This is a genomic window from Streptomyces sp. NPDC041814, assembly GCF_055590565.1.
Genome location: NZ_JBVJAM010000018.1, coordinates 1 through 18478, shown reverse-complemented (window position 1 = coordinate 18478; position 18478 = coordinate 1). Strand labels below are relative to the sequence as shown.

At 73.4% G+C, this 18478-nt stretch carries 19 protein-coding genes; 8 read left to right on the top strand and 11 right to left on the bottom strand.

The window, feature by feature from the left end; all coding sequences use genetic code 11:
* Positions 1–56: 56 nt before the first annotated feature.
* On the top strand, positions 57–1637 hold the full coding sequence (locus ACZ6C6_RS32940) for an isocitrate lyase/phosphoenolpyruvate mutase family protein (RefSeq protein ID WP_469208237.1): 1581 nt from the start codon (positions 57–59) through the stop codon (positions 1635–1637).
* Here ACZ6C6_RS32940 and ACZ6C6_RS32935 read toward each other — a convergent pair.
* From ACZ6C6_RS32935 to ACZ6C6_RS32900, 8 genes are all read right to left on the bottom strand, one after another.
* Positions 1599–2195: a hypothetical protein gene (locus ACZ6C6_RS32935; protein ID WP_469208235.1), complete on the bottom strand. Its 597-nt coding sequence runs from the start codon at positions 2193–2195 to the stop codon at positions 1599–1601. The genes ACZ6C6_RS32940 and ACZ6C6_RS32935 overlap by 39 nt on opposite strands.
* Positions 2196–2208: 13 nt before the next feature.
* Positions 2209–3372, bottom strand: a complete 1164-nt coding sequence (locus ACZ6C6_RS32930; RefSeq protein WP_383294016.1) for an ROK family glucokinase — start codon at positions 3370–3372, stop codon at positions 2209–2211.
* A gap of 111 nt (positions 3373–3483) precedes the next feature.
* Positions 3484–4326 carry an ATP-binding cassette domain-containing protein gene (locus ACZ6C6_RS32925; protein ID WP_469208232.1) on the bottom strand — a complete coding sequence of 281 codons (843 nt, stop codon included), beginning with the start codon at positions 4324–4326 and terminating at the stop codon, positions 3484–3486.
* Entirely contained in the window at positions 4323–5369 is a 1047-nt protein-coding gene (locus ACZ6C6_RS32920; RefSeq protein WP_469208230.1) for an ABC transporter permease, read from the bottom strand. The genes ACZ6C6_RS32925 and ACZ6C6_RS32920 overlap by 4 nt, the downstream gene beginning before the upstream one ends.
* Positions 5366–6379 (bottom strand): sugar ABC transporter substrate-binding protein, encoded by a 1014-nt coding sequence (locus ACZ6C6_RS32915; RefSeq protein ID WP_469208228.1) that lies wholly within the window; start codon positions 6377–6379, stop codon positions 5366–5368. Before ACZ6C6_RS32915 ends, ACZ6C6_RS32920 begins: the two co-directional genes overlap by 4 nt.
* 141 nt (positions 6380–6520) lie before the next feature.
* Positions 6521–7696, bottom strand: coding sequence for a cytochrome P450 family protein (locus ACZ6C6_RS32910; RefSeq protein WP_469208227.1), 1176 nt, complete (start codon positions 7694–7696; stop codon positions 6521–6523).
* Positions 7697–7861: 165 nt separating this feature from the next.
* Positions 7862–8539 carry a response regulator gene (locus ACZ6C6_RS32905; protein ID WP_469208225.1) on the bottom strand — a complete coding sequence of 226 codons (678 nt, stop codon included), beginning with the start codon at positions 8537–8539 and terminating at the stop codon, positions 7862–7864.
* Positions 8536–9750, bottom strand: coding sequence for a sensor histidine kinase (locus ACZ6C6_RS32900; RefSeq protein ID WP_469208223.1), 1215 nt, complete (start codon positions 9748–9750; stop codon positions 8536–8538). Before ACZ6C6_RS32900 ends, ACZ6C6_RS32905 begins: the two co-directional genes overlap by 4 nt.
* A 146-nt stretch (positions 9751–9896) precedes the next feature.
* On the opposite strand from ACZ6C6_RS32900, the gene ACZ6C6_RS32895 reads away from it, so the two are divergent.
* The gene (locus ACZ6C6_RS32895; protein ID WP_469208221.1) at positions 9897–10100 is read left to right on the top strand and encodes a hypothetical protein; all 204 of its coding nucleotides are present in this window, start codon (positions 9897–9899) and stop codon (positions 10098–10100) included.
* A gap of 5 nt (positions 10101–10105) precedes the next feature.
* Here ACZ6C6_RS32895 and ACZ6C6_RS32890 read toward each other — a convergent pair whose 3' ends face one another.
* Positions 10106–11035, bottom strand: a complete 930-nt coding sequence (locus ACZ6C6_RS32890; RefSeq protein WP_469208219.1) for a DMT family transporter — start codon at positions 11033–11035, stop codon at positions 10106–10108.
* A gap of 153 nt (positions 11036–11188) precedes the next feature.
* On the opposite strand from ACZ6C6_RS32890, the gene ACZ6C6_RS32885 reads away from it, so the two are divergent.
* The 5 genes from ACZ6C6_RS32885 to ACZ6C6_RS32865 all read left to right on the top strand — a co-directional run bounded on the left by ACZ6C6_RS32885 (position 11189) and on the right by ACZ6C6_RS32865 (position 14778).
* A complete protein-coding gene (locus tag ACZ6C6_RS32885; RefSeq protein ID WP_469208217.1) occupies positions 11189–11833 on the top strand; it encodes a TetR/AcrR family transcriptional regulator in 645 nt (214 codons plus the stop codon).
* A 139-nt stretch (positions 11834–11972) separates the two neighbouring features.
* Positions 11973–12407, top strand: a complete 435-nt coding sequence (locus ACZ6C6_RS32880; RefSeq protein ID WP_469208216.1) for a hypothetical protein — start codon at positions 11973–11975, stop codon at positions 12405–12407.
* 29 nt (positions 12408–12436) lie between these two features.
* A complete protein-coding gene (locus ACZ6C6_RS32875) occupies positions 12437–13021 on the top strand; it encodes a TIGR03086 family metal-binding protein (protein WP_469208214.1) in 585 nt (194 codons plus the stop codon).
* 96 nt (positions 13022–13117) lie between these two features.
* Positions 13118–13864, top strand: coding sequence for an SDR family oxidoreductase (locus ACZ6C6_RS32870; RefSeq protein ID WP_469208212.1), 747 nt, complete (start codon positions 13118–13120; stop codon positions 13862–13864).
* 83 nt (positions 13865–13947) lie between these two features.
* Positions 13948–14778, top strand: a complete 831-nt coding sequence (locus tag ACZ6C6_RS32865) for an aldo/keto reductase (protein WP_469208210.1) — start codon at positions 13948–13950, stop codon at positions 14776–14778.
* Between the two features lie 28 nt (positions 14779–14806).
* On the opposite strand, the gene alc is transcribed toward ACZ6C6_RS32865, so the two are convergent.
* Entirely contained in the window at positions 14807–15922 is a 1116-nt protein-coding gene (alc, locus tag ACZ6C6_RS32860) for an allantoicase (RefSeq protein ID WP_469208208.1), read from the bottom strand.
* A gap of 2 nt (positions 15923–15924) precedes the next feature.
* Entirely contained in the window at positions 15925–17268 is a 1344-nt protein-coding gene (gene allB / locus ACZ6C6_RS32855; protein WP_469208206.1) for an allantoinase AllB, read from the bottom strand.
* A gap of 302 nt (positions 17269–17570) precedes the next feature.
* On the opposite strand from allB, the gene ACZ6C6_RS32850 reads away from it, so the two are divergent.
* Positions 17571–18371: an IclR family transcriptional regulator gene (locus ACZ6C6_RS32850; protein WP_360861727.1), complete on the top strand. Its 801-nt coding sequence runs from the start codon at positions 17571–17573 to the stop codon at positions 18369–18371.
* Positions 18372–18478: the final 107 nt, after the last annotated feature.

Here is an 18478-nt window from a genome sequence, read left to right as displayed (position 1 = left end):
GTGGCGCAGGGACGGTTCGGCGGGGGCCGAAGTGTTCCGGGCCTACGGTCGGAGCCATGAGCCACGCGACGACCCATGAGTTCAGTCAGTACGCGGAGATCCGCACGGCGCTCGCCGACCCCGCGCTCGTCCCGCCGGCACCCGGCCCGTTCGACGGTCCGCCCGGCGCGAGCGTCGCCTGGCTGCGGGCCGCGGTGGCGAGGTTCGCCTCCGGTGAGCCGCATCTGCGGCGCCGGGCGTGGGTGGAGGCGGAACTCGCCCGCCTGGCCCCGGCCGATCTGCACCGGGCGGCCTCGGCGCCGGGCGGGGAGGGCGATCCGCGGACGCGCGTGGTGAGCCGCCTCGCCGCCGCCCTGGACCTGCCGGAGCCGGAGCGGGTCGCCCGGGAGGTGGCGGTGCTGGCGGACGCGTACTTCGGCGAGGACGGCGGGTCCGACGCCGACCGGGCCGTCGCCCGGCTCGTGGACCTGCTCTCGCCGGACCCGGTGGACGAGGCCGGGCTGGAGGCCGTCGCTAATCGCATCGGCCTCCTGGCCCAGGCGTGCGGCGCGACCGCCGCGCTGGCCGGAGCCGTCGCGGCGGCCGGGCCCGGAGCGCCGACGGCCCGGGTGCTGCGGGACGATCCGCCGGTGCGGGTCATGCGCCGGGTTGCCGCCCGGGCCACCCGGGTCGCCGGACGGGAGATCGCCGAGGGCGACGAGGTGGTCCTCGACCTGGCGGCCGCCCAGCAGGGCCACCCCGTGCCGCTCACCTTCGGCGCACCGCCCCGGGTCTGCCCGGGCAGGGCACACGCCCTCGCGCTGGCCGAGGGGCTGCTCGGCCGGCCGATGACGCCGTTCGCCCGGCTCCACCACGAGGGGAGGGCCCTGCTGCTGCCCAACGCCTGGGACTACGCGTCGGCCGCCGCACTGGCGGCCGAGGGGTTCGCAGCGGTGGGGACCACCAGCCTCGGCGTGGCTGCCGGACTCGGGCTGCCGGACGGGGCGGCGGCCACGAAGGAGGCGACCGTGGACCTGGCCCGGCGGCTCGGCCGGGGGCGGTTCCTGTTCAGCGTGGACGCGGAAGGGGGGTTCAGCGACGACCCGGCGGAGGTCGCCGTGTTCGCGCGGCGGCTGTACGAGGCGGGGGCGGCGGGGATCAATCTGGAGGACGGGCGGGCCGACGGCACCCTGGCCCCGGCGGAGCTGCACGCCGCGAAGGTCGCCGCCGTCAAGGAGGCCGCACCCGGGCTGTTCGTCAACGCCCGCACGGACACGTACTGGCTGGGGTGCGAACAGGAGCGGACCGCCGCCCGCCTCGCGGTCTACGAGCAGGCCGGTGCGGACGGGGTGTTCGTGCCCGGTCTCTCGGACCGGGCGGGGATCGCCGCGCTCACCGCCGCCCTCGTCACCCCGCTGAACGTGCTGTACAGCCCGGCCGGACCGGGCATCGCCGAGCTGGGCGCCCTGGGGGTGCGGCGGGTCAGCCTGGGCTCGCTGCTGTACCGGGAGGCGCTGGCCGGGGCCGTGTCCACGGCTGCCGCGATCCGGGACGGGGGTCCGGTACGGGGCGGAGCACTCCCGTACGCCGAGGTGCAGGCGCTGGCGCCGGGCGACGGGTCAGGGGGTGGCGGCGGAGACGACGTACACGACGGGTGACATCGGGTCCGTCATGTCGACGGTGATGTCCTGGGTGGGGCGCGGGTCCTTGTTCGTGTGGGTGGTGCCCGCCCAGGAGACGCCGTCGCCGAAGTGCCAGCCGGCGATCTTCGTGTCGCGCTTGCTGATGGTGACCTTGCCGGGTTCCAGCGCGGCGCGGCCGGTGCCGATGTCGGTGAGGAAGGCGTCCAGGCCGTTGGACGTCGTGCGGAACTGCACGTACATCCGGCTGGCCTTCCAGTTGTTCGTCTCGTAGTACTGCACCCCGGTCGCGTAACCGGGGATCGGGACCTCGAAGATGCGGCGCAGCATCCGGGACGGCCAGCCGGGGCGCAGCCCTTGCGCGGCGGCCTCGGCGGCCTTGTCCTGGCCGGAGCGGCGGCTCTGGCCCGCCGAGATCAGCAGGTATCCGGCGGGGATGCCGATGAGCAGCACGATGATCGTCGCCGTGATCAGGCGTCGGCGGATGAGGCGGCGGCGGGTCTCCGGGGCCCGCCCGTCCCCCTCGTCCGGCGGCGGGGACTGGCGCGGCACGACGGGGTGCTCGGCTGCGGTCATGGGTGTGGGGCCCCTAGGAAGTGCGGGTGTTGCGGTTGCTGCGGAGGGTGCTCGCCGCCTGGTCGTAGATCTGCGCGTACCGCTCGTACCGCTCGACGCGGCGGCGGTTGGTGCGGCGGAAGCGCCGCGCGACCAGCCGGGCGAGGTCCGCCGCGCCGACCATACCGGCCTCCGGGCCGAGCTGGGCCTTCGCGATCCTGGCCTCGGGGCGGTAGCCGCGCCCGGTGAGGTGGCGCTTGAAGGCGTCCCGCGCGGGTCCGATGAGCAGGTCGTCGGCGGCGCTGACCCCGCCGCCGATGACGAAGCAGGAGGGGTCGAGCGCGGCGGCCAGATTGGCGATGCCGACGCCGAGCCACTGCCCGATGTCCTGGAGGAGTTCGACGCACATCGCGTCGCCCTCGCGGGCCAGTTCGGTGATGAGCGGTCCGGTGATGTCCGGGATGTTGCCCTTGACGCGCTCGATGATCCCGTGGGCCACCGGCGAGTCCGCGGCGGCCAGCTCGCGGGCCTCGCGGACCAGCGCGTTGCCGGAGCTGTACTGCTCCCAGCAGCCCCGGTTGCCGCACGGGCAGCGGTGGCCGCCGGGCACGACCTGCATGTGGCCGAACTCACCGGCGACGCCGTACTTGCCGCGCTTCACCTGGCCGTCCTCCAGGATCGCCCCGCCGATGCCGGTGCCGAGGGTGATCATGACGAGGTGGTCCTCGCCGCGCCCGGCGCCGAAGCGCCACTCGGCCCAGGCGGCGGTGTTGGCGTCGTTGTCCACCATGACGGGGACGACGAGCCGGGAGGCGAGGGCGTCGCGCAGGGGCTCGTCGCGCCAGGCCAGGTGCGGGGCGAAGAGGACCTTGGAGCGGTCCGCGTCGACCCAGCCCGCCGCGCCGATGCCCACCGCGTGCACGTCGTGCCGGTCGGAGAGGTCGAGGACCAGCTCCACGATGGTGTCCTCGACGACCTTCGGACTCTTGGACTTGTCCGGGGTCTCGGTGCGCACCGTCTCCAGGATGGTGCCGTCGGCGTCCACGACTCCGGCCATGACCTTGGTGCCGCCGATGTCGATGCCGACGGTGGGGACCCGGGGCGCCGTGAGGTGCGAGCGCCTTTCCCGGGTGCCCACGGTCCGCAGGACGGTCGCGCGGGCGGAGCCGCGGTGTGCGAAGTCGCGGTACGTGCTCATCGTCCCTGAAAGGTGTGGGGTGACCGGGTCAGGAGTGATCCCGGTGGCGGACGGCGCCCGTCCGTCCCGATTCTGCCACCCCGGAGGGGGCGGGGTCGCCGGGCGCCTCCGCTACACGCTGTCGCCGGTCCCCGGACCGGAGGTGCGCTCCAGCTCGTGGCTCAGCTCCTCCAGCTCGCTGCCGCCGGCCATCTGCCGGGTCAGCTCGTCCAGCGAGACGCTGTCCTTGGTGTGGCTTCCGGCCATGACGCCCCGCTTCAGGAGGACGAACCGGTCGCCGACGAGGTACGCGTGGTGCGGGTTGTGCGTGATGAGGACCACGCCGAGGCCGGCGTCCCGGGCGGCCGCGATGTACTTCAGGACGACGCCGGACTGCTTGACGCCGAGGGCGGCCGTCGGCTCGTCCAGGACGAGCACCTTGGCGCCGAAGTGGACGGCGCGCGCGATGGCCACGCACTGCCGCTCGCCGCCGGACAGGGTGCCGATGGGCTGGTCCACGTCGCGCAGGTCGATGCCCATGCGGAGCAGCGCGGAGCGCGTGGTCTCGCGCATCAGCTTCACGTCGAGGCGCTTGAACGGTCCGGCGCCGGTCGTGGGCTCGGAGCCCAGGAAGAAGTTGCGCCAGACCGGCATCAGGGGGACGACCGCGAGGTCCTGGTAGACGGTGGCGATGCCCCGGTCGAGTGCGTCGCGCGGGTTGGCGAGGGTGGTCTCCTCGCCGTCGATGAGGAAGCGCCCGGCGTCGTGCCGGTGCAGCCCCGCGATGATCTTGATGAGGGTGGACTTGCCGGCGCCGTTGTCACCGAGCACGCAGGAGATCTCGCCCGCGCGGACCTCCAGGGAGACGCCTTCCAGCGCCTTGATGTTGCCGTAGTACTTGGCCACGTCGTCCAGCTCGACGAGGGCCTGCCGGCCGGTGTCCTTGGGCCCTTCCGGGGCCTTGGGGGCCGTCATGTCGTCGCCTCCGCGCGCTTGCGTACCCATGCGTTGAGCAGGGTGGCCAGGAGCAGCATCGCTCCCAGGAAGAACTTGAACCAGTCCGGGTTCCACTCCGCGTACACGATGCCCTTGCTGGTCATGCCGAAGATCAGGGCACCGACCGCCGAGCCGATCGCGGAGCCGTATCCGCCGGTGATCAGGCAGCCGCCGATGACGGCCGCGATGATGTAGATCAGCTCGTTGCCGACGCCCTCGCCGGACTGCACGACGTCGTAGCTGAACAGCAGGTGCTGCCCGGAGACCCAGGCGGCGAAGGCGACGCCGAGGTAGAGCCCGATCTTGGTGCGGATGACCGGGACGCCGACCGCGCGGGCCGCGTCCGCGCCGCCGCCGACGGCGAAGATCCAGTTGCCGAAGCGGGTGCGGAGCAGGATCCAGGTGGCGACGGCCACCAGTCCGGCCCACCACAGGAGCGTCACCTTGAGCTCGACGCCGCCGACGGTCCAGTACGAGGCGAAGAGCTTGCGGGCGGAGGGGAAGCCCTCCATGTCGCCGATGCCCTTCGTGGAGACGGTCCCGCTGATGAGCTTGGTGAGGCCCAGGTTGAGCCCCGTCAGCATCAGGAACGTGCCCAGCGTGATGATGAAGCTGGGCAGTTTCGTACGGGTCAGCATGAAGCCGTTGAACGCGCCGAAGGCGAGCGTGACCAGCAACGACACGAAGACGCCGACCCAGACGTTGGCCGTCATCTGGTAGCTGAACATCGAGGAGACCAGCGCCGAGCTGGTGACCATCACACCGGCCGACAGGTCGAACTCGCCGCCGATCATCAGGAGCGCGACCGGAGCCGCCATGATCCCGATGGTGGAGGCCGCGTACAGCACCGTGCCGAAGCTGGTGACGCGCAGGAAGCTGTCGGCGACGACCGCGAAGAAGAGGAAGACGGCGAGCGCGCCGACGACCGAGCCCAGCTCCGGGCGGCCGAGGAGCCTGCGCAGCGGTGAGGTGCGCAGCAGTCGTTCGTCCGCGACGGCGGTCGATCCGGGCCCGGCGGTCATCGGGTGCCCCGGTCGGCGTACTCGGCGAGCGTTCCGGCGTCCTTCGCGGTGATGATCTGCGGGCCGGTGAGAACGGGGCGGCCGCCGCCGAGGACGTTGCGGTTGTAGCGGTAGAGCCAGAGCAGGTCGACGGCCTCGTAGCCCTGGAGGTAGGGCTGCTGGTCGACGGCGAAGCCGAGGGTCTCGGACTTCAGCCCGGCGGCGACGGTGGCGTTCAGGTCGAAGGTGTCGATCTCGGCCTTGCTCCCGGCGGTCTTCTTCGCCTTGACGGCCGCGTCCGCGAAGGGCGCGCCGAGCGTGACGACCGCGTCGATGTCCTTGTCGGACTGGAGCTTCGCCTCGATGGACGCCTGGACGTCGGGCATGTTGGTGCCCTCCACGTACAGGTTCTGCATCTGGCCGTCGAAGGTCTTCTTCGCACCGGCGCAGCGCTGCTCGTGGCCCACGTTGCCCTGCTCGTGCAGGATGCAGAGGGCCTTCTTGCGGCCGCGCTTGTTCAGCTCGTCGCCGACAGCCTCACCGGCGATGGACTCGTCCTGGCCGATGTGGGTGAGCGCGCCGTACGCCTTGGACTCGGCGGAGCCGGAGTTCACCGTGATCACGGGGATGCCGGCGCGGACGGCCTTGGCGACGACGTCCTTCATGGCGTCGGGCTTGGCCAGCGTGACGATCAGTCCGTCGACCTTCTTGTCGATGGCCGCCTGGACCAGCTGGGCCTGCTGCTGGCCCTCGTCGCTCTTCGAGTACAGGAAGTTGATGTTGTCCTTCTTGGCCGCCATGTCGGCGCCCTTCTGGACGATGTCCCAGAAGGTGTCGCCGTCGCCCGAGTGGGTGACCATGGCGAAGGTCCAGCGGGGCGTGTTCACCGCGGCCCGGCCCTCGGCCGCGGCCTTGGCCGCACGCTCCTCCGCCCGCTTGCCGCCGGTGCTGCTGCATCCCATGAGGGACACCCCCAGCACCGCCGCAAGCACGGCGCCCATCGCACGTACCCCTGTCCGAACCCTTGCCACGACGCCGTGCCCTTCTTGTGCTGCTCGCTGTGCTGCTGCCGGTGGTGCCGGGGCCCTGTGGTCCCGGCCCGGCTGGGCAAGTATCCCCGAGCGCGTGCCGCCGCAACCCGGAGGGGCACGAAGAGGGCGGCGGCGCGTCGCTCACCAGCGCACCGGCAGGCGGCGCACCCCGCGGATCAGCGTGCCGGGCAGCCAGTCGAGCGGGGCGGCCTCCGGGTCGGCCTCCAGGCCGGGGCATCGTTCCAGGAGCGCCCGGATCGCGATGCGGCCCTCCATCCGGGCCAGCGGGGCGCCCAGGCAGAAGTGGATGCCGTGTCCGAAGGCGAGGTGGCCGCGCGTGTCACGGCGGATGTCGAAGCGGTCGGGCTCGGGGTAGCGGGCCGGGTCGCGGTCCGAGCCGGCGAGCGAGACCAGGACCGCGTCGCCGGTCGCGATGGTCCGGGAGCCGACCTCGACCGGCTCCCGGGCGAACCGGAGGGTGGCCGTCTCCACGGGGCCGTCGTAGCGCAGCATCTCCTCGACGGCGCCGTCGAGGAGCGAGAGGTCGGCGCGGAGCGCGGCGAGCTGGTCCGGGTGGGCGAGCAGGGCGCGTACGCCGTTGGAGATGAGGTTGACCGTCGTCTCGTGGCCGGCGACGAGCAGCAGGAAGGCCATGCCGACCAGCTCGTCGGGCGAGAGCGCGTCGTCGTCCTCGTGGCGGGCGGCGATCAGGGCGCTGAGCAGGTCGTCGCCGGGTGAGCGGCGCTTGTCCTCGATCAGCTCCCCGAGGTAGCCGCCCATCGCGCGGACCGCCTCGCCCTCCTCCACCGCGTTCGCCGGGGCGACGACGCCGTTGGACAGCTTGCGGAAGGCGGACCTGTCCAGGTCGGGGACGCCGAGCAGCTCGCAGATCACGGTCATGGGGAGGGGGAAGGCGAGCGCGTCCACGAGGTCGGCGCGGCCCTCGGGGACCATCAGGTCGAGGAGTCCGGCGGTGATCTCCTCGACGCGGGGGCGCAGCGCCTCGATGCGGCGCGGGGTGAACTCGCGGGCGACGAGCTTGCGCAGCCGGGTGTGGTCGGGCGGGTCCGTCTCCAGCATGTTGGCGTTGATCGGGTCACCGCCGGTCTCGCCGGGCAGTGACCGCCAGTCCTTGCCGAAGCGCTGGTCGGCCAGGAGGGCCCGGCCCTCGTCGTAGCCGACGACGAGCCAGATCCGGTCGAACTCGTCGGTGCGGACGAGGTGCACGGGTCCGGTCGCGCGCATCCGCTCGTAGTAGGGGTACGGATTCGCGGTGAAGTCGGCCAACCCGCTGAGATCCACAACGACTTCGGACATGGGCCCGCCCTCCCGGTCGTGTCGTCCCCGCTCCGAGGACCGGCCCGTTCAGCGTATGCCGCGCGGCCTGCGGGATCGAGCCGGTTCAGGCCGGATTCGATCCGCTTTAGGGCCTGTCTGACCATTCCCGTCGTCGCCCGGCGGACGGGAATGGTCAGACAGGCCCTAGTCGTCCAGGAGGCCGGCGTCGTGGACCAGGAGGGCGATCTGGACGCGGTTGTTGAAGCCGAACTTGGCCAGGATGCGGGAGACCTGGGTCTTCACCGTGGCGACGCTGAGGTAGAGCTCCGCGGCGATCTCCGCGTTGGACCGGCCCCGTCCCACGGCGACGGCCACCTCACGCTCCCGGTCCGCGAGCAGCGCGATCCGCTCGCGCGCCCGGGCGGCCCGGTCCACGCGCTCCTCCTGTCCGGCACCGGCCGCCCGGGCCATGAGCTGCCGGGTGACGGCGGGCGAGAGGACCGGGTCGCCGGCCGCGACCCGGCGCACCGATTCCACGATCAGGGCCGGCGGGGTGTCCTTGAGGACGAAGCCGGCGGCCCCGGCGCGGATCGCGCGGAGCACCTGCTCGTCGGCGTGGAAGGTGGTCAGGACGACGATCTCCGGCGCGTCGGGCCGGCCGCGCAGCGCTTCGGTGGCGGACAGGCCGTCCATGACCGGCATCCGGATGTCCATCAGCACCACGTCGGGCCGCAGCCGGTCGACCAGGGCCGCGGCCTCGCTGCCGTCGGCGCCCTCCCCCACGATGTCGATGTCGTCGGCGCCGCCGAGCATCAGGTTCAGCCCGGCCCGCACGAGCGGGTCGTCGTCGATGATGAGCAGGCGGACGGGCGCGTCGGTCATGAGGCCCACGGTAGCCAGGCCCGCACCGCGAACCCGCCGTCGGGGGCGGGCCCGTGGTCGAGGCGGCCCCCGGCGAGGGTGGCCCGTTCGGTGAGGCCGATGAGCCCCTGGCCGGATCCGGGGACCGGGGTGAAGGGCTCGGTGGGGGCCGGGTTGCGCACCTCCACGGTGATGCCCTGTCCGGGTCCGCCGGTGACGGCGACGGTGACCTCGGTGCCGGGGGCGTGCTTGCGGGCGTTGGTCAGCGCCTCCTGGGCGATGCGGTAGACGGTGCGGCCGGAGGCGGCGGGCACGGCGTCCGGGTCGGCTAGGCGGTTGTCGAAGGCGACCTTCATGCCCGCCTCCCGGGATTCGGCGACGAGCGCGTCGAGCGTGGCGAGGGTGGGCTGCGGGCGGTTGCCGTCGGTGTCGCGGGGGCCGCGCAGCACGCCGATGATCTCGCGGAGGTCCTGGAGCGCCTCGTGCGCGCTGTCCCGGATGACCCCGGCGGCGCGGGCGACCTCGGCCGGAGGCGCGTCGGGACGGAACTCCAGGGCGCCCGCGTGGACGCTGAGCAGGGTCAGCCGGTGGGCGAGCACGTCGTGCATCTCCCGGGCGATCTCCTCGCGGGCGAGCCGCTGCGCCTGTTCGGCGCGGAGGGCGGCCTCGGTCTCGGCGCGGACGGCGCGTTCGCGGAGGGAGACGACGAGCTGGCGCCGGGAGCGCACGATCATGCCCCAGCTGAGGACGAGCAGGATCAGCAGGATCCCGATGACGGTGGACGCCAGGAACGACGTGTCCGGGTCGGGGCGCAGATACGGCTGTACGGGGGCGGCGGCCAGGGCCCCCGCGCCGACGAGTACGACCGGGCGGAACGGCCGGTGGACGGCCACGCTGAACAGCGCGACGAGCAGGGCGCCCGCCGCGACCGGTTCGACGGTGGCCAGCAGGGTCAGGACGACGGCGAGCGCGACCGGCCAGCGGCGCCGGAACCACAGGGCGCAGCAGGCGGCGGCACCGATGAGGGAGTCGACCAGCACGAAGGTGTCCGGTGTGGTGGGGTCGGCCTCGATGGCGGCGAGCGTCGTCAGGCCGATGCCCGCCGCGCAGAGGAACGCGGTGAGGTCGACGGCCCAGTCCCGCACGGTACGACGGGACCGGCCTCGGTCGCCGGGCAGCTCGGGTCCGGCCATCGCCGAGGGCAGCAGCCAGGGGTACTCCGTACGCGTCATGTCGACAAAGCTACGCACGCGGGCGGCGGGTTCCGGGGGTCCGGGGCGCGGGAGCGACCAAAGTCGCGGAGCCGGAGACTTTCGGACCCGGCGGGCAGCCCACCGGCCGACGCGGCGGCACCGCCCGGGCGGCGAGGCTCGGGGTCATGAAGAAATTCTGCGAGACGGCCGGGTTCCTGGTCTTCGTCCAGGGGGTCGCCGGGCTGCTCCATCTGTGGCTGGACTGGTTCCGCTTCTTCAACCTGTGGCGGCGGCTGCCGTTCGCCTCGGAGTACCCGCTCTTCGTGTCGATCGTGCTGGTGGTGACGGGCGCGGCCGTGATGGTCGCGTCCGACGCGATCAAGGAGTGAGCCGGTCAGGGCGCGCCCGGGTCCGCGCTGCGCCGCCCCCAGGCCGTTCCGGCCAGCACCAGCACAGCGCCCGCCGCCCCGGCGACGCCCAGGCGCTCGCCGCCGATCGCGATGCCGGCGGCAGCGGCCCACAGCGGTTCCGTACCGAGCAGCAGGCTGACCCGGGACGGGGAGGTGCGGCGTACGGACCACATCTGCACGAAGAACGCGAAGAGCGTGCAGAACACCGCGAGGAAGAGCAGCCCGGCCCATTCCCGCACCCCGAACCCGGCGGCGACCGTCCAGGGCGCCGCGCCCGTCCCCGGCGCGGCGGCCAGCAGGGCGAAGACGGCGAGGGCGCTGCCGAGCTGCACGGTCGTCAGGGACAGCGCGTCCGCGCCCCGGACCGACTTGATGCGGGCCATGAGCAGGACGTGCAGGGTCCGGGCCAGGGCGGCGACCAGCATGAGCAGGTCACCGGCCGAGGGGCTGGTGAATCCGCCGCCCTGGGTCAGCAGCACCACCCCGGCCACGGAGAGCCCGGCGGCGGCGAGGAAGGCCCCGGTCGGCCGGGTCCGGGTGACGGCGGCCTCGGCGAGCGGGGTGAAGATCATGGTGAGGCTGATGATGAGCCCGGCGTTGGTCGCCGAGGTGTGCACGATGCCGTACGTCTCCACCAGGAAGATCCCGCTGAGCACCAGGCCCAGCAGCCCGGCGCCCCGCCACTGCGCCGCGCTCAGCGCGCGCAGCCGGCGCCACCCGGCGACCGCGAGGACGGGCAGCACCACGGCGAACCGCAGCACGAGCACGGCGACGACGGTCTGCGGGGTGGTGATGCCCTTGGCGGCGAGATAGCTCGACCCCCAGACCACCGCGACCAACAGGACGGGCAGATCGGTGAGCCAGGCCCGGCGCGGCGGGGCCAGGACGGGGGCGGGGACGGCGGCGGAGGACATTCGAGTTCCTGCTCTCTCCACGGGGACGGCGTGGAGACGGGTCCGGCTCGCACTGGGGAGCGATCACGCTACCGGGCGCCCTCCTAGAATGACGAGCCCCCCGGCGCGCCCGACGCGGGCCGCCCGCACCTCACCGGAGCACGGAGTCACCGGATGGCCGGAACACGCCAGGACGGCAGGGTCGAGCGCGGCAACCGCACCCGGCAGCTGGTACTCGCCCGGGCGGCCGCGGTCGCCTCGGTGGAAGGTCTCGACGGGCTGTCGCTCGGCCGGCTGGCCGCGGACCTCCGGCTGAGCAAGAGCGGGGTCTTCGCGCTGTTCGGCTCCAAGGAGGAGCTTCAGCTGGCGACCGTCCGGGCGGCCGTCGCGATCCACGACGAGCACGTGGTGGTCCCCACGCGCGAGGAGCCCGCCGGGCTGGGCCGGGTGCGGCGGATGTGCGAGGCATGGATCGCCTACTCGCGGGACCGGGTCTTCCCCGGCGGCTGCTTCTTCTACGCGGCGCTCGCGGAGTTCGACGCCCGCGAGGGCGCGGTGCACGACGCGCTCGCCGCCGCGCAGGCCGGGTGGTTCGCCTTCGTGGAGCGGCGGATCGAGGAGGCACGGGCCCTGGGCGAGATCCGCGACGACTGCGACGCCGCGCAACTGGCCTTCGAGATCATCGCGTTCCTGGAACTGGCGAACGGTGACTCGGTGCTGCGCGGCAGTGCGGAGAGCTATGCGAGGGCCTGGCGCGCGGTCCTGGGACGCCTCCGGGCGGTGGCGGTGGACCCGTCGTCGCTGCCCGCGGAGGCGTAGGCCGCGTCGGGTGTAGGTCGCGTCGGAGCAAATGCGTCCGGCCAAACTAATAGCACGATCGTTCGTCTACTTGTATGGTCATGGGCATCCGCCGCGGAGACCCGTGCCGGACCGCCCCGCGTGCCTGGAGGAGACGACCGTGCCGCACATTCTCTGGAGCACCCGGTGGCAGCCGGGCCCCGCCGCCCGGGCCGTGGAGTCCGGCGCGGAGGTGGTCGTCGGGGTCACCGAGTTCGTCACGCACCGCCCGTGGCGCACGTTCTCCGTCGGCGCGGCGGGCATGCGGCTGCGCCGCACCTGGCCCCGGACGCCGGGCGCGGTCGGCATGTGGCTCTGGGTGGACCTCGGTCCCCGGATGAACCGGTCCGGCTCGATCACCGTCTGGACGGCCGAGGAGCACCTGATGGGCTTCGTCGCCCGCCCCGACCACCGCGAGATCGTCCGCGCCCACCGGGACGGGGGCACCCTGCGCTCGGCCACCTGGACGGCCACTCCCACCAGCCGCTCGGCGGTGTACGACTCCGCGTGGCGGCTGGTTTCCGGGGCTGTGCCGTGGCCTGCCGGCACGCCGTGACCCACCTTCAGCTCACGAAGGGATCCCCCATGGACATCATCGAACTCGACCGGATCGCGGTGCTGGAATCCGTGCGCGTCGTCGGCCGCGCGGACCCCGGTGACTGGGACCGCCCCACCCCGTGCGACGGCTGGACGCTGCGCCTCCTGGTGGAGCACATGGGCGCCCAGCACCTCGGCTTCGCCGCCGCCGCGCGGGGCGAGGGGGCCGACCCCGAAGCCTGGGCGCACCGGACGGCCGGCGGCGATCCGGTGGCCTGGTACCGGGAGACGGCCCGGACCGTGCTCGACGCGTTCGCGCGACCGGGGACGGCGGAGCGGCGGTTCGCGCTGCCGGAGATCAGCACGGGGACGACGTTCCCCGGGGCCGTCGCGATGGGGTTCCACTTCATCGACTACGTCGTGCACTCCTGGGACGCGGCCGCGACGCTCGGCCTGCCCCTCGCGTTGCCGGACGAGGTGCTGGAGGCCGCCTTGCCCTTCGCGTTGCGCGTTCCGGACGGACCGGCGCGCGAAGGACCGGCCGCCGCCTTCCGGCCGGCGCTGCCGGTGGCGGACGGCGGCCCGCTCCCCCGCGTACTGGCGGCGCTCGGCCGCTCACCGGACTGGCGCTGACGCCTCGGACTCGGCGTCCATTTCCCGCCGGTTTCCGGACCGCCGAACGACTTTCCTGGTCCCTGTCAGCACGACCGGCAACGGACAGGAACCGCGATGAACACCACCCCGACCACGCCCCGCACCGCGCTCGTCACCGGCGGCAGCCGGGGCATCGGCGCCGCGACCGCCCTGCGGCTCGCCCGGGACGGCGCCGACGTGGCGCTGACGTACGTACAGGACGAGGGCGCCGCCAAGGAGGTCGTCGCCGCGATCGAAGCGGCCGGCCGCCGCGCGGTCGCGCTGCGCGCCGACTCGGCCGAGCCGGAGGCCGCCGCCGCGGCGGTGCACCGGGCGGCACAGGAGCTCGGGCGGCTGGACATCCTGGTCAACAACGCGGGGATCGGCGTCCTCGGCCCCATCGGCACGCTCACGCCCGCCGACGTGGACCGGGTGCTCGCCGTGAACGTCCGGGCGGTGTTCCTCGCCTGCCGGGCGGCGGCCGAGGTGATGGAGCACGGGGGCAGGATCATCTCCCTCGGCACGGCCCTGAGCCGGCACGCGGGCGGACCCGGCGGAACGCTCTACGCGATGAGCAAGTCCGCGCTCTCCGGCCTGACCAAGCCGCTGGCCCGCGAACTGGGCCCGCGCGGCATCACGGTCAACCTGGTCCAGCCCGGCGCCGTGGACACCGACATGAACCCCGCCGACGGGCCCTTCGCCGACGGCCAGCGCGCGGCCAACGCCGTGGGCCGGTTCGGCACGGCGGAGGAGATCGCCGCGCTCATCTCGTACCTCGCGGGCGCGGAGGCCGCGTTCGTCACCGGGGCCGAACTGGTCGTGGACGGCGGTCACGCCGCCTGACGCCGCCCTGCCGCCCGCCGCCTCCCCGCCTACGCTGGGCGGGGAGGCACGCCCGTAACGGCAGGCGACGAGAAGGGACGATCATGTCCGGTATCCCGGTGCACACCCTGAACGACGGCCATACGATTCCGGCGGTCGGACTCGGCACCTATCCGCTGGACGACGACGCGGCGGAGAAGGCGGTGTCCGGGGCCCTGGACCTCGGCTACCGGCTCGTGGACACCGCGCTGAACTACGGCAACGAAACCGGTACGGGGCGCGGCGTCGCCCGCAGCGGGGTGCCTCGCGAGGAGGTCTTCCTCACGACCAAGGTGCCCGGCCGGCACCACGGCTACGAGAAGACGCTCGCCTCGTTCGAGGAGTCCCGGAGCAACCTCGGCCTGGACTACGTGGACCTCTATCTCATCCACTGGCCGCTGCCCAAGGTGGGGCTGTACGTGGACACCTGGCGGGCGCTCGTCAAGCTGCGGGAGGACGGGCTCGTCCGGTCGATCGGGGTCTCCAACTTCACCACCGAGCACCTGAAGCGGCTGGCGGACGAGACGGGCGTGGTGCCCGCCGTCAACCAGATCGAGCTGCACCCCCGGCTGCCCCAGGAGGAGCTGCGCGCGGCGCACGCGGCGATGGGGATCGTCACGCAGAGCTGGAGCCCGCTGGGGCGGGGCCGCGATCTGCTGGCCGACCCGAACGTGGTGGCCGTCGCCGAGGCGCACGGCGTCACCCCGGGCCAGGCGGTGCTGCGCTGGCACACCCAGCTCGGGGCTGTACCGATCCCGAAGTCCGCCGACCCGGGGCGGCAGCAGGAGAACCTGGACCTGTTCGGCTTCGAGCTGACGCCCGAGGAGCTGGGGCGGATCTCGAACGGGCGGCGGGAGCGGTTCGGCGGGGACCCCGAGGAGCACGAGGAGTTCTGAGCCCGGTGCTCCTCGGAGTGCCGGTCGCTCAGCCGCCGAGCTCCGCGTGGCGGGCGGCCAGCCGGGCCGCGCCGCGTTCGGTGAGGGAGCCGAAGAGGCGGAGCCGGGAGATGCCGCCGTCCGGGAAGATGTCGATGCGGACCTGGTCGGCGCGGACCGCGTCGGGCAGCACGAAGCGGTGGTTGGTGTCGGGCTGGAGCCGGGTCCGGGGCAGGAACTCGGTCCACGCACCGCTCTCCGCGTCCCGGGCGGTGAGCCGCGCCCAGCCCGCCGCGTTGCCCTTGAGGTACGCGGTGTCGATCTCGACGGCGCGGATGTCCGCCTCTTCGGCCAGGTGGTAGTGGATCCAGTCGTTGCCCCGGTCGCGGCGGCGCCGGGTCTCCCAGCCGTCGTCCATCTTGCGGGAGCGGCCGGGCTGGATGGTGTTGGTCGCCGGGGAGTAGAAGCGGTCCGACGCGTCCTCGACCCGCCCGCCGTTCTCCAGCGCGACGACGTCGAACGTGCCGAGCGCGGCCAGCCAGGCGGGGTCCGGTGCGACCTCGCCGTGGACCCGCAGGCGGGCGATGCCGCCGTCCGGGTGCTGGTTGAGCCGCAGATGCGTGAAGCGGCGCTCCACGTCGACGGCGAACCCGTTGGCCGCGTGGCCGCCGACGGCGGTCCGGGGGACGAGCGTCGTCCACTTCACGTCCGGGGCGAGCAGGTCCTCCGGCGAGGGCGTGCCGGGCAGTGAGACGGCCTCGACGGAGACGGCCTGCGGGTAGTTGCCCCGGAAGTGGGCGGTGTCGACGACCAGGCCGCGCACGATGCCGGGGGCGCCGAGCCGGATGAGCGCCCAGTCGTGGTCCTCGTCCACCGGATGCGGCCGCGCGGCACCGGTGCCGCGTCGGCGGCGGGTCTCCCAGCCGTCCATGATCTTGCCCTTGTGGCCGAAGCGCTCCGGGTCGAAGTGGGCGGGCTCCGGCTTGAGCAGGTTCTCGCGCTCGGCGAAGAACTCGTCGTTGGCGGCGATCACGCCCGCTCCCAGCCGCCGGTCGGCGAGGTCCACGAGGTGGGTGAAGGGGTGGTCGGCTGTGCGGTAGTCGGCGTACGGATCGCCGCCGCCGTACGGGTTCGCGTCGCCGGTGAAGTGCGCTGTCGCCGTCATGATCAGTTGTTCCTCGTCTGGAGTCGGCCCGTGGGCTCGGCGAGCGTGCCGTCCTGCTGGATGCGTACGCCGCGCAGCCAGGTGGAGCGCACCACGCCGTGCAGGGTGCGTCCGGCGTACGCGGTGACCTGGTTCCGGTGGAAGAGCTCGGCCGGGTCGACGGTGAAGGCGGCGTCGGGCGCCAGGACCGCGAAGTCGGCGTCGCGGCCCGCCTCGATGGCGCCCTTGTGGTGCAGCCCGGCGAGGGCGGCGGGGGCGGCGGACATCCAGCGGGCGACGTCGTCCAGGGTGTGGCCGCGGCGCCGGGCCTCGGTCCAGATGGCGGGCAGGCCGAGCTGGAGGGAGGAGATGCCGCCCCAGGCGGAGGCGAAGTCCGGCGTCTTGAGGTCGGTGGTGCAGGGCGAGTGGTCGGAGACGATGCAGTCGATGGTGCCGTCGGCGAGCCCTTGCCACAGGGCGTCCTGGTTGGCGGCCTCCCGGATCGGCGGGCAGCACTTGAACTCGGTGGCCCCGTCGGGGACCTCCTCGGCGGTGAGGGTGAGGAAGTGCGGGCAGGTCTCGACGGTGAGCCGGACGCCCTCGCGGCGGGCGGCGGCGATCAGCGGCAGCGCGTCGCTGGACGACAGGTGCAGGACGTGGACGCGGGCGTTCAGCCGTCGGGCGTGGGCGATGAGGCCCTCGATGGCGGTGTTCTCGGCGTCGCGCGGCCGGGACGCCAGGAAGTCCGCGTAGGCCGGTCCGCCCTGCTGCGGCGCGGACGCCAGGTGGTGGGGGTCCTCGGCGTGCACGATGAGCAGCCCGCCGAAGCCGGCGATCTCGGCCATGGACCGGGCCAGCTGCTCCTGGTCCAGCTCGGGGAACTCCTCGACGCCGGACGGCGACAGGAAGCACTTGAAGCCGAAGACACCGGCCTCGTACAGCGGCCGCAGGTCCTTCACGTTGGTGGGCACCGCACCGCCCCAGAAGCCGGTGTCCACGTGCACCTTGGGCTCGGCGACGCCCTGCTTGACCCGCAGGTTCTCCACTGTGGTGGTGGGCGGCAGGGAGTTGAGGGGCATGTCGAGCAGCGTGGTGATGCCGCCGGCCGCGGCCGCCCGGGTGGCGGTCCAGAAGCCCTCCCACTCGGTGCGGCCGGGGTCGTTCACATGGACGTGCGTGTCCACGAGGCCGGGCAGCAGGACGTCGTCCCCGAAGTCCTCGACGCGGGCACCGGCCGGGGCCTCGGTGTCGTACGGCAGAACGGCGTCGATGGTCCCGCCGGTGACGGCGACCGACGCGGGCCGGGTCCCCTCGGGGGTGACGACGCGCGTCGAGCGCAGTAGCAGCTTCACGTCCGGACCGGACACCGGTGCTCCTCACTTCGCACTTTCAACGAACTGTTGAAGGAGTCTTCACTCGGGAGCGCGACCCGTCAAGACCTCACCCTCGCACCCGGGCCGCACTAGAGGTTTCCACAAAGTAAAAGGTAAATTTCGGAGTGCGGAACGTAGGATGGGCCAGGTGCCGCACGGCCGGGGCGACGCCCGGCCTGCGAACACCCGGACAAACGGGCGCTGACCGGCCACGACGGCCTTCGTCGGCTGTGGGCCGATCGGAAAGGGCCCGGTAGGCTGCTGCCTTGCTCCTCCGCTTCGAAAGGACCGTTGACGTGCCGCCGTCCCACGCCAGCACTTCCGACTCCAAGCCCGCCGGTTCCAGCGGTGGTGTGCAGTCCCTTGAGCGCGCCTTCGACCTGTTGGAGCGGATGGCCGACGCGGGGGGCGAGGTCGGCCTGAGCGAGCTCTCCGCGAGCAGCGGACTCCCGTTGCCGACGATCCACCGCCTGATGCGCACGCTGGTCCTGTGCGGTTACGTACGCCAGCAGCCCAACCGGCGTTACGCGCTCGGCCCCCGCCTGATCCGCCTCGGCGAGTCCGCCGCACGGCTGCTCGGCACCTGGGCCCGCCCCTATCTGGCCCGGCTGGTCGAGGAGACGGGCGAGACGGCCAACATGGCGCTGCTCGACGGCGACGAGATCGTGTACGTGGCGCAGGTGCCGTCCAAGCACTCGATGCGCATGTTCACCGAGGTCGGCCGCCGGGTCCTGCCGCACTCGACCGGCGTCGGCAAGGCGCTGCTCGCGCACACCCCGCCGGACGAGGTGCGCGCCCTGCTCGCCCGCACCGGGATGCCCGCCGCCACCGAGAAGACGATCACCACCCCGGACGGCTTCCTGGAGGCGCTGGACCAGGTGCGCCGGGTGGGCTACGCGGTGGACGACAACGAGCAGGAGATAGGGGTCCGGTGCCTGGCGGTCTCGGTGCCCAACTCCCCCACCTCCGCCGCGATCTCGATCTCCGGCCCGGCGGGCCGGGTCACCGAGGCGGCCACCGAGCGGATCGTGCCGATCCTCCAGCAGGCGGCCAAGGAGCTGTCGGACGCGCTGGCGAGCAGCGGCGCGGCGGGCTGAACAACAGCGGGGCGGGGGGGGGGCCGGGGGGGGGGCGGGGCCCCCCCCCCCGGGGGGGGGGGGGCGGGGGGGGCCGGGGGCCCCCCCCCCCGGGGGGGGCCGGGGGC